We start from the raw sequence: 10101 nt of genomic DNA on the forward strand, positions 1-10101 counted from the left end.
TTCTCTTTTAGTAAATGCTACTTGTTTACCAAGTCGGTTCAGTTTTTTTCACTTAGGATACTTTTTAACTTATTAATAAAAATGTTAGCATTCATTTGAAGCTCTTTTCTTGATTCTGTGGTTTGTGTGGTAACAACCATTTGATCATGAATTGAGCTTCAACTCAATTTCTTAAGATCTTACCTATGACATCCATGTAGGCAACAAAGAGTAAATTGCCCCTAGGCAGAACCCTTCGGCAGCGCATGTTTGGCATTTATTCCACGTTACCGCCTATTTATGGGAAATAACCACACTGCATAGGCTCTGCCTTGCCTAAATACCAAACATACTGCTGCAAATTTAACCTCGAAAGATAAACAGGCCCTAGGAAATAATATGTCAGAGTCTAAATATGGTCAGTTTGTACTGGCGCCCCGTTCGTATTTTTTCACTGCTATAGCGAGCGTAGTATTTGCGTTTATAGGCTTTAGTTATAATGCATGGCGGATGGAGGCAAGTGAAGATAACAACAATACACGCATTGCTAGCTTTCAAATCTTACAAGAACTAGCCGAGCTTGAGCTTATTGTATTTGCGGCACATTACGATAATAACAAAATAGATGGCAGCCCCAGAAAAGGCTGGGTTAAAGTTAACTTAATTCATGACTTAAGCTACTTAGCCGTTGATAAAGTACATTTAAAAACAAAAGACTTACAAAAGGTCTGGCAAACAAATTGGCCAAATATGGTTGATCACCAAAGTGCTGCACAATCTATTACACATGCCATAGACAGTGTGCGTACAGAAGTTGTGAGTGAATTAAAGCGCCTTGATTAAGTGAGCAACTTGCGCCGTTGAGCGTTGCAAGTAAGCGGCGCTCAGTAAAATTGTGGTCTCGTTAACTTTTTGCCCTTTTATTATGTTGGCAAGCTGCTGTTTAGCGTTAGGATTTTGTTTTTGCTCTATTTCCATTAATGCTAACAAAGCTGAAAATTCATGCTTTACCGGTGTGCTAGGTTTATTTGCATAGGCTATGTAGCAGGCAACCGGTGTTAAGCCATGAGAGTTGGGCTGCGCCAGCGCTTTAGCTAACTCATCATTTGATTCAAACAACATCAAAGAGCGCACATAGTTAAATGGCAGCTTTGTCGCATCGGCATGCTTAAACACATTGTGCAGTACGTTATTTCCTTGTGTATCTTGTACTAAAAAGCCTTTATTTACTTTCAGCGCAGGGGTAAAAAAGCTCAATGCGTCAATATTAGTGAGTTGATTAATAAATGGAGAAGGCGCTGTGTTAGAGCTTAATATCCGCGCTGCTATGTTTTGCATAAAGTCATACTTAACACTCAACCGTTGGGCGCTGTCATATAAATGGTTAAGCTGCAAAGTTTGCTGAGCAGGGCTTAACTGCTTAAAGTCGTTATCGAGCTCATTTAACTGTTGCTTTGAAATACGCGCATTAAGTAGTTGTATGCTTAAATCCATTATTATTTCCAAAAATCTTTTTTACTACTATAAAACAAAAAAGGCCGCAAATGCGACCTTTCATATTTAAAGCAGTTGTTTAAATTGGTTTTAAGCTTTTTTGCTTGCTACCCATTCATTAACAAAGTTCTCTAGTACATTTAGTGGTACAGGACCATTTTTAAGTACTACGTCGTGGAACTGGCGAATATCAAACTTATCACCCAGTTGCTTTTTAGCGTCTTCACGAAGCTCTAAAATCTTAAGCATACCCACTTTATAAGCCGTTGCTTGTGAAGGCATTACAATGTGACGCTCAACCATTTTAACACCGTCAGATGTTGCATTAGGCGTGTTATTTACGTAGTAATCAATACCTTCTTGACGAGTCCACTTCATCGCGTGAATACCCGTATCAACCACTAGACGACATGCGCGCCATAGCTCCATTGAAAGACGACCAAAATCTGAGTAAGGGTCTGAGTACATGCCCATTTCTTTAGGAATGAACTCTGAGTATAAACCCCAACCTTCAATATATGCTGTGTAACCACCAAATTTACGGAACTTAGGAACGCCTTCTAGCTCTTGCGAAATAGCGATTTGCATGTGGTGACCCGGAATACCTTCGTGGTAAGCAAGTGCTTCCATTTGATATGTTGGCATAGCTTCCATGTCATAAAGGTTAGCGTAGTAAATACCTGGGCGTGAACCATCTGGAGCTGGCTGTTGGTAAAATGCTTTGCCCGCTGCTTTTTCACGGAATGCTTCAACTGCTTTTACTTTTAAATCAGCTTTTGGTTTAACAATGAATAACTCATCTAAGCGTGTTTTCATTGTATCAATAAGTCCAGTGGCTTCATCAAGGTAGCGTTGCTTACCTTGTGCATCATTAGGGTAGTAAAATTGTTTGTCAGTTTTCATAAACTGCATAAACGCTTTTAAGTCGCCTTTAAAGCCTACTTTATCTTTAATTTCACGCATTTCATCATGAATACGTGTCACTTCAGATAAACCAATTGCATGAATTTCTTTAGCCGTTAAATCTGTTGTTGTAGTGCGCTTAAGTGCGTTGTTATAAAACGCTTCGCCATCTGGTAATTTCCATGCGCCATCGCGATCATCAGCACGTTTCTCAAGCTGCGCTAGGTAATTAATTAGCTTAGAGTAAGATGGTTTAACAGCCGATTTTAATGCATCTGATGCATCGCTGATTAACGAGTCTTTTTCGCCTTGGCCAATTTCAAGCGCTGTTACTTTTCGTTTAAAGTCAGCAAGCAATGTAGAATCATCGCCTTTTTCAAACGGTGCACCGTGAATAATGTTTTTGCTTGAATCAATAACATGCGGGAATACAAATTTAGGGGCTATGATGCCTTTTTCTGCACGTACAGTTAAATCAACGATAAGCTGATCAATAACACCAGTTACACCATTTAGGCGTGAAATGTAGTCTTTAGCTTCTTTTACATTACTAATTGAGTGCTGATTAATTAAAAACGCAGGGATCATAGAATGCGTACCAAACATCTGGTTCACAGGGTAATTATGGTAGCGCCATTTAAAGTCAGCAATTGAGCTTTCAAGATCCTGTTTTTTTAAGTCGTAGCTAACTTTTGTTGCATAATCTAATAAATCACGATTAATTGCTTTTAATGCAACTAGGTCAGCTTTTGTTTGTGCTAAATCTTTAAGCTTTCTTTCTTCGCTGCCATCGTCCCATTTATCGTAATCTTGCTTAATCCCCATGTATGTTTGATATACAGGGCTGCTCATTACATCGCGGTTAAATGTATCTTCAAAAAATGCATTGGCTTTGTCTATTTCACTTTGTTGTGATTGAACTGCTTGTGCAATAGGGGCTGAAGTAGATTGTTGTGTTGTTTGCTGGCAACCAGCAAGTAGTGCAACGCTTACTGCGGCCGCAATAAAAGTGAGTTTACGCATTGTTTTCCCTTTTGTTGTTAGAAACCCATTAGGGTGATTTATATTTATTAGTTTTATATTGTTGTGCAGTGCCTTAGCGCTACACAAACAATTCTAGCAGGTCATTTAAAAAGCGATGACCTTTTAAGGTTACCTGCCAATGGCTGTCTATTTGAGTCAATAAACCTTTATTTATTGCTTGGTTTAATGCACTTTGCTGACTTTGCAGCGGCAGTGTTGTTAGTTTATTAAAATCATTAATTGGGCAAGACTCAACAAGGCGAAAGCGATTCATAAAAAATTCAAACGCTAAATCGTCTTGCTCTACACGCCAGCTTTTATACATATACGGTTTAATTAAATCCATATAGCCGCGAGGATGTTTAACCTTTTCGGTACGCGTTATAAGCCCTGTATTTGCATCAGTAACCTTACCATGTGCGCCGCAACCAATACCGAGATAATCGCCAAAACGCCAATAATTTAAGTTATGTTGGCATTGATAGCCCGGTTTTGCATAGCCCGATATTTCGTATTGCACGTAACCTGCTTGCGCGAGTAACTCAACCCCTTGTTCTTGAATGTCCCACAGTGTTTCATCTTGTGGCAAGGTAGGGGGCTTTGAAGCAAACTGAGTATTGGGTTCAATAGTTAGTTGATACCAAGATATATGCGGTGGATCGAGCGCTATTATTTGTTTTAAATCACTCAGAGCATCATCAAGGGTTTGCCCAGGTAAGCCATGCATTAAATCAAGATTAAAGCTATTTAAACCGGCTTCTTTAGCTTGTTGCGCAGCATAGTTTGCCTCGTCGCTGCCATGAATCCGACCAAGTGCTTTTAACTTGTCGTTTTGCATGCTTTGCACACCGATAGAAATACGGTTAATGCCTGCTTTTACGTAATCTTTAAAGCGACCTGTTTCTACTGTACCAGGGTTGGCTTCAAGGGTAATTTCGCAGTGTTCTTCAAGCCCAATTAGGTTGTCGACTTCATTTAATAATCGGGTATAAGCTGCACCAGTTAATAGGCTTGGCGTGCCGCCACCAATAAAAATGCTGTGAATTTTACGCCCTTGCACTAAGTGCAAATCTGCTTTTAAGTCATCAATTAAGTGTTGAACATATTCAGCTTCAGGTATTTCACCTTTTTGTCCGTGGCTATTAAAATCGCAGTACGGGCATTTTTGCACGCACCAAGGCACGTGCACATATAAGCTCAGTGGTGGAAGGTTCACAGGCCGCCTTTTTGCTGTAGTTCTAGTAATAATTTTTGCAGCGCTTGTCCGCGATGACTCACTGCATTTTTTTGCTCTTTTGTAAGCTCAGCACTCGTACAATTTTTCTCTGCTACAAAAAACACAGGATCGTAACCAAATCCACCATTGCCATTTTGAGTGAGCGTAATTTCGCCCTCCCAACTAGCACTACAAATAAGCGGAGTAGGGTCGTCTGCGTGGCGCATTAACACCAGTACACACCAAAAGCGTGCACTGCGAATAGGGTTATCACCTAAATCTACAAGTAACTTATCAATGTTATCTTGATCGCTGGCACCTGGGCCTGCAAAACGGGCTGAGTAAACACCGGGCGCGCCATTTAAGCCATCAACTTCTAAACCTGAGTCATCGGCAATAGCAGGCATACCAGTAATTTTAGCGGCATGGCGCGCTTTAATAATGGCATTTTCAACAAAGGTAGTGCCGGTTTCGGCAACTTCACTTACGTTAAAATCGCTCTGTGGAACTACATTAATATTCAGAGAGCTTAGCATGTTAGCTAGCTCTTTTACTTTGCCAGGGTTACCTGTAGCAAGTACTAAAGTTTTGGTCATGTTATTAATCTACGTAAAATTTTTGCTGAAACTGTAATTTTTGAAATTGATTATTTTGTTGTATCTCAATCTCAAAGCGTAAAATCTCTTCGTTGGTGTAATCAACTTGGGCAAGGTAATAAATTGACTCACCTTCTTTTACTTCTTTAAAAGTAAGCGTTTGTTTGTTGCCAAGTAGGTTTTTAGCTGTGCCTGTAAGCTTTGCCGTTTGTGCTGTTTTATCGGCATCATTTTTTAATATAGAAATATTTACAATGCCTTTGTATCCGCTTCGCTCAAGGCCATACGCTGTTGCTATTTTTGGCTGAATAAAAGTAGAAGGAAAGGCGATGTAATGCACTTGCCAAGGGCCAAGCTCTTTGTATTGTGCGCCTTGCATTTCTTCGCTTTGCGCGTTAAATGCAAATGCTAAACAAGCAATAAAACAAAACTTAATTAAACGGTTCATTATGTATTCCTCAAAACATATAAAAAAGAGGCCTTTGGGCCTCTAATTAAAAAATCTATATTAGACTAGAAAATCCATAAGCAGCATTTGCAAAAACTGAATACCAATAATAAGCACTAAAACTGATAAATCTAAGCCACCCATTGATGGCAATATTTTACGAATTGGTTTTAGCATTGGTTCAGTAAGCTGGTGGAAAACCGCTTCTATAGGGTTATAGCCTTGGCTAACCCAACTTAAAATAGCGCGAATAATAAGTACCCAAAATACTAAATTAAGGCCTTCTTTTAGTACCGTTATAAGTGCTTGAATAAGCACAGGCTGTATTGCCCACGCATTATATATAACAAGCATTAAAGTACTAATTTTGGCTACAGCCACTATAAATGCCAGCAACAGAGATGCTAGATCAAGTCCGCCAAACCCCGGAATGATTTTACGCAGTGGTTTTACCGCAAACGACGTGGCTTTAACCACAAACTGGCTCATTGGATTGTAAAAGTCGGCTTTTGCCCACTGCAGCCAAAAGCGCAGTAATACCACCATTAAAAACAAATCAAACAGGGTACTGATTAAAAATTGCATGGCATTCATAGTGTAACCTTCAATAAAAAGTGGTTTTAAAGTTCTTTTTCCATTTGCTCTGCACGCGCAATACACGCATCCATTGCATCGCCAACGGTTTTAGTTAAGCCTTCATCTTTTAAGTGCTCAACAGCTGCGTGAGTAGTGCCGCCTTTAGATGTTACGTTTGAACGTAGTTGCGAAATACTAATATCAGGCTGGCTAAGTGCCATTTCGGCAGCGCCAAGGGCTGTTTGTTGTACCAGGCGACGAGCGTCTTCATCGTTAAAGCCCAGCGCTTTAGCTTTTTCTTCTATGGCTTCCATAAATAAGAAAAAGTAAGCAGGTGATGAGCCGGTTACAGCAATAATATCGTTAATTTGTGACTCTTTTTCCACCCATACAACAATGCCTGTACATTCAAAAACTTGTTGTACAAATTCGTGTTCGCTTTGTGTTTCGCCCGCACCATATAAACCTGATACTCCGCGACCTAATAAAGATGGCGTGTTTGGCATGCAACGTACCATTTTAACGTCTTGGCCTAGCATTTCACGCAAACGTTTTACAGTTAAGCCCGCAGCAACAGAAATAAACAGTTTATCGCTAAAGTCTACGCCTGACTCTTGAAACGATTTACATAAATCGCCCATCATTTGTGGTTTAACAGACAAAACAATTACATCAGCATCGCGCAGGGCTTCGTTATTGTCACTGGTGGTTTGCACCTTGAAATCAAATGCTACCTTTTCAAGCTTTTCTTGGTTGCGGTTAGTCGCAATTATGTTACTTGCGTTAAAGCCGTTTTTTACCATGCCACCAATAATGGCGTAGCTCATATTACCTGTGCCTATAAATGCGATTTTTTTATCTGACATAAATCTGTTATCACCTTTTAAGTTCGTGTTCCAAAAATGTCTGTGCCGATCCTTACCATGGTTGAGCCTGCGCTAATGGCAGCTTCAACATCGTTACTCATACCCATCGACAAAGTATCTACTTGAGGATATTGGGTCTTTAGTTTATCAAAGCAAGTTTGTAATTGCTCAAAAGATTGAATTTGCGTATCCAGTTTGTCGCTTTTAGCGGGAATTGCCATTAAACCTCGAAGTGTTAAGTGCTCACATTGGTTAATATAATCGGCAAGTTCATCTATTTCATCGCGGCGGCAACCTGACTTTGCTTCCTCATTACTTATATTTACTTGAATAAGTATATTAAGAGGTGGTTTATCGTCTGGGCGCTGGGAATCTAATCGCTTTGCTATTTTTATGCGATCAACACTTTGCACCCAATCAAAGTAAGCAGCTACTAGTGCACTTTTATTTGATTGAATAGGGCCAATGAAATGCCAAATGATGTCGCTATATGACTGTAGTTGAGCTATTTTATCTATAGCCTCTTGAACATAAGATTCACCAAATTCGCGCTGACCATGCTCATAAGCTGCAATAATATCTTCGCTTGGTTTAGTTTTAGACACTGCTAGTAGAGTAACTTCGTTAGTGTTTCGCTGTGTGTTTTTTGCCGCGTCTGCAATTCTAGCGTAGGCGGATGTGAGTCGTTCTGCTATTGTAACCATATATTTATCAGTTAGTTGTGGAGTCATAAATGGATATTACCGAATTATTAGCGTTTAGTGTGCAACACAAAGCATCCGATTTACATTTATCGTCGGGTGTTTCACCTATGATACGCGTAGACGGTGATGTTCGCCGCATTAATATACCAGCCCTTGCAGACAAAGACGTAAACAGTCTGGTTTACGATATTATGAACGATAATCAACGCAAGGACTACGAACAAAACCTCGAAGTGGATTTTTCGTTTGAAGTGCCTAATTTAGCACGTTTTCGTGTGAATGCGTTTAACTCTAATCGCGGGCCTGCTGCGGTATTTCGTACCATACCAAGTGAAGTGTTAACGCTTGATGATTTAGGTGCGCCAGATATTTTTAAAACAATCTCTGATACCCCACGTGGACTCGTGTTAGTAACAGGGCCAACGGGTTCTGGTAAATCAACAACACTTGCCGCTATGGTCGATTATATAAATCAAAATAAGCATCACCATATTCTAACAATAGAAGATCCAATCGAGTTTGTTCACGATAATAAATTAAGTTTAATTAACCAACGTGAAGTTCACCGCGATACACATAGCTTTTCAAATGCTCTTCGTAGTGCATTGCGTGAAGACCCTGATGTAATACTTGTAGGTGAGTTACGTGATTTAGAAACAATTCGTCTTGCAATGACCGCTGCTGAAACGGGTCACTTAGTGTTTGGCACGCTACATACAACATCTGCACCAAAAACCATTGACCGTATTATCGATGTTTTCCCAGGTGAAGAAAAAGCCATGGTGCGTTCAATGTTATCTGAATCTTTACGTGCAGTAATTTCGCAAACACTGCTTAAAAAAATTGGTGGTGGGCGAGTTGCAGCACACGAGATTATGATTGCAGTTCCTGCGATTCGTAACTTGATTCGTGAAGATAAAATTGCACAAATGTATTCGTCTATTCAAACCGGTGCGTCTGTGGGCATGCAAACAATGGATCAGTGTTTAACTAATTTAGTTAATCACGGTATTGTTACAAATGCGGCAGCGAAAGAAAAAGCGCAAGACAAAACACAATTTGGTGGGTAAGAAATTATTATGGCTTTATCTTTAAACGACTTTTTACTCATAATGATTGAGAAAAAGGGTTCTGACCTATTTGTATCGAGTCAGTTACCTGTAAGTGCAAAAATAAACGGCGAGCTAACAGCCCTCAGTGACGATAGGCTTACAGATGAGCAATCGCTTGAGTTAGTTGAATCTGCAATGAGCGAAAAGCAAAAAGCAGAGTTTCATGCAACGAAAGAATGTAACTTTGCGATTGCTACCGACGAAGGGCGTTTTCGTATTTCTGCTTTTTGGCAGCGAGATAGAGCAGGTATGGTTATTCGCCGTATTGTGACGCAAATTCCTGATGTGAGTGATTTAGGTCTGCCGTCTACGCTGACAGATGTAATTATGTCTAAACGCGGTCTTGTCTTATTTGTAGGTGGTACAGGTACGGGTAAATCGACCTCACTAGCTGCACTTATTGGTTATCGAAACCGTAATCAACGAGGTCATATACTGACCATTGAAGATCCGATTGAATTTGTTCATGAGCATCGTAAAAGTATTATTACTCAGCGCGAAGTAGGGCTTGATACAGAAAGCTTTGAGTCGGCACTTAAAAGCTCATTACGCCAAGCTCCAGATGTTATTTTGATTGGTGAAATTCGCTCGCAAGAAACCATGGAATACGCCCTAAGCTTTGCTGAAACCGGGCACCTGTGTGTTGCAACACTGCATGCTAATAATGCGAACCAAGCGATTGACCGTATTATGCATTTAGTTCCAAAAGAAAAACACGATAAGCTTAAGTACGACTTAGCACTTAACTTACGTGCAATTGTAGCTCAGCAATTAGTACCGACTGCTGATGGTGAAAGCCGTGTTGCAGCTATTGAAATATTGCTTAACTCACCAATGGTCGCTGAACTGATAAAAAATGGTGATATTGGCGGAATTAAAGAGGCAATGGCTAAGTCGAAAGAAATGGGCATGCAAACCTTTGACCAAGCGTTATTTGAGTTGTACAGACAGCAGCGAATTAACTACGCTGATGCACTGCACCATGCTGACTCGCCAAATGATTTACGCTTAATGATAAAACTGCGCAATAACGAACAACAAGGTGCGGGCTTTTTACAGGGCGTTACTATTGATGGCCTTGATGATAAAAATAGGGATCAATAATTTAAAAGTAATCAATAAAAAAGCGCCAATTGGCTAATGCCGATCAGTTAAGAAAATGACCGGTTGACCGATCCAAACGA

The 10101-nt window shown here is 40.0% G+C and carries 11 protein-coding genes; 3 read left to right on the forward strand and 8 right to left on the reverse strand.

What is annotated here, in order from left to right; all coding sequences use genetic code 11:
• The first annotated feature begins 378 nt into the window (after window positions 1-378).
• Window positions 379-822: a hypothetical protein gene (locus GQR53_RS19545; protein WP_039488311.1), complete on the forward strand. Its 444-nt coding sequence runs from the start codon at window positions 379-381 to the stop codon at window positions 820-822.
• Here GQR53_RS19545 and GQR53_RS19550 read toward each other — a convergent pair.
• The 8 genes from GQR53_RS19550 to GQR53_RS19585 all read right to left on the reverse strand — a co-directional run bounded on the left by GQR53_RS19550 (window position 805) and on the right by GQR53_RS19585 (window position 7832).
• Window positions 805-1473, reverse strand: coding sequence for a hypothetical protein (locus GQR53_RS19550; RefSeq protein ID WP_165744986.1), 669 nt, complete (start codon window positions 1471-1473; stop codon window positions 805-807). The two genes, GQR53_RS19545 and GQR53_RS19550, sit on opposite strands and share 18 nt — an antisense overlap.
• Window positions 1474-1563: 90 nt before the next feature.
• A complete protein-coding gene (locus GQR53_RS19555; RefSeq protein ID WP_165744987.1) occupies window positions 1564-3399 on the reverse strand; it encodes a DUF885 domain-containing protein in 1836 nt (611 codons plus the stop codon).
• 79 nt (window positions 3400-3478) lie between these two features.
• The gene (hemW, locus tag GQR53_RS19560) at window positions 3479-4615 is read right to left on the reverse strand and encodes a radical SAM family heme chaperone HemW (protein WP_165744988.1); all 1137 of its coding nucleotides are present in this window, start codon (window positions 4613-4615) and stop codon (window positions 3479-3481) included.
• The gene (locus GQR53_RS19565) at window positions 4612-5211 is read right to left on the reverse strand and encodes an XTP/dITP diphosphatase (protein WP_165744989.1); all 600 of its coding nucleotides are present in this window, start codon (window positions 5209-5211) and stop codon (window positions 4612-4614) included. Before GQR53_RS19565 ends, hemW begins: the two co-directional genes overlap by 4 nt.
• Window positions 5212-5215: 4 nt before the next feature.
• Window positions 5216-5659 carry a DUF4426 domain-containing protein gene (locus GQR53_RS19570; protein WP_165744990.1) on the reverse strand — a complete coding sequence of 148 codons (444 nt, stop codon included), beginning with the start codon at window positions 5657-5659 and terminating at the stop codon, window positions 5216-5218.
• Between the two features lie 60 nt (window positions 5660-5719).
• Window positions 5720-6253 carry a YggT family protein gene (locus GQR53_RS19575; protein WP_002962568.1) on the reverse strand — a complete coding sequence of 178 codons (534 nt, stop codon included), beginning with the start codon at window positions 6251-6253 and terminating at the stop codon, window positions 5720-5722.
• A gap of 26 nt (window positions 6254-6279) precedes the next feature.
• The gene (proC, locus tag GQR53_RS19580) at window positions 6280-7101 is read right to left on the reverse strand and encodes a pyrroline-5-carboxylate reductase (RefSeq protein ID WP_002962567.1); all 822 of its coding nucleotides are present in this window, start codon (window positions 7099-7101) and stop codon (window positions 6280-6282) included.
• A gap of 17 nt (window positions 7102-7118) precedes the next feature.
• Complete coding sequence (locus GQR53_RS19585; RefSeq protein ID WP_165744991.1) at window positions 7119-7832, reverse strand: YggS family pyridoxal phosphate-dependent enzyme; 714 nt, start codon at window positions 7830-7832, stop codon at window positions 7119-7121.
• Between the two features lie 2 nt (window positions 7833-7834).
• Here GQR53_RS19585 and GQR53_RS19590 point away from each other — a divergent pair, with 2 nt between their 5' ends.
• Together GQR53_RS19590 and GQR53_RS19595 are read left to right on the forward strand one after the other, a co-directional pair.
• Complete coding sequence (locus GQR53_RS19590) at window positions 7835-8875, forward strand: type IV pilus twitching motility protein PilT (protein WP_039488318.1); 1041 nt, start codon at window positions 7835-7837, stop codon at window positions 8873-8875.
• 9 nt (window positions 8876-8884) lie between these two features.
• Complete coding sequence (locus GQR53_RS19595; RefSeq protein WP_165744992.1) at window positions 8885-10021, forward strand: PilT/PilU family type 4a pilus ATPase; 1137 nt, start codon at window positions 8885-8887, stop codon at window positions 10019-10021.
• Window positions 10022-10101 lie beyond the last annotated feature (80 nt).

Origin of the sequence: Pseudoalteromonas sp. Z9A6 (assembly GCF_011378805.1) — a bacterium.
GTDB classification, from domain to species: Bacteria; Pseudomonadota; Gammaproteobacteria; order Enterobacterales; family Alteromonadaceae; genus Pseudoalteromonas; species Pseudoalteromonas distincta.

Bases quoted from the DNA above. Each gene is read 5' to 3' on its own strand.
- GQR53_RS19565 (WP_165744989.1), bottom strand. From the start codon at position 5,211: ATGACCAAAACTTTAGTACTTGCTACAGGTAACCCTGGCAAAGTAAAA.
- GQR53_RS19585 (WP_165744991.1), bottom strand. From the start codon at position 7,832: ATGACTCCACAACTAACTGATAAATATATGGTTACAATAGCAGAACGA.
- GQR53_RS19555 (WP_165744987.1), bottom strand. From the start codon at position 3,399: ATGCGTAAACTCACTTTTATTGCGGCCGCAGTAAGCGTTGCACTACTT.
- GQR53_RS19550 (WP_165744986.1), bottom strand. From the start codon at position 1,473: ATGGATTTAAGCATACAACTACTTAATGCGCGTATTTCAAAGCAACAG.
- GQR53_RS19595 (WP_165744992.1), top strand. From the start codon at position 8,885: ATGGCTTTATCTTTAAACGACTTTTTACTCATAATGATTGAGAAAAAG.
- GQR53_RS19570 (WP_165744990.1), bottom strand. From the start codon at position 5,659: ATGAACCGTTTAATTAAGTTTTGTTTTATTGCTTGTTTAGCATTTGCA.
- GQR53_RS19575 (WP_002962568.1), bottom strand. From the start codon at position 6,253: ATGAATGCCATGCAATTTTTAATCAGTACCCTGTTTGATTTGTTTTTA.
- GQR53_RS19545 (WP_039488311.1), top strand. From the start codon at position 379: ATGTCAGAGTCTAAATATGGTCAGTTTGTACTGGCGCCCCGTTCGTAT.
- proC (WP_002962567.1), bottom strand. From the start codon at position 7,101: ATGTCAGATAAAAAAATCGCATTTATAGGCACAGGTAATATGAGCTAC.
- GQR53_RS19590 (WP_039488318.1), top strand. From the start codon at position 7,835: ATGGATATTACCGAATTATTAGCGTTTAGTGTGCAACACAAAGCATCC.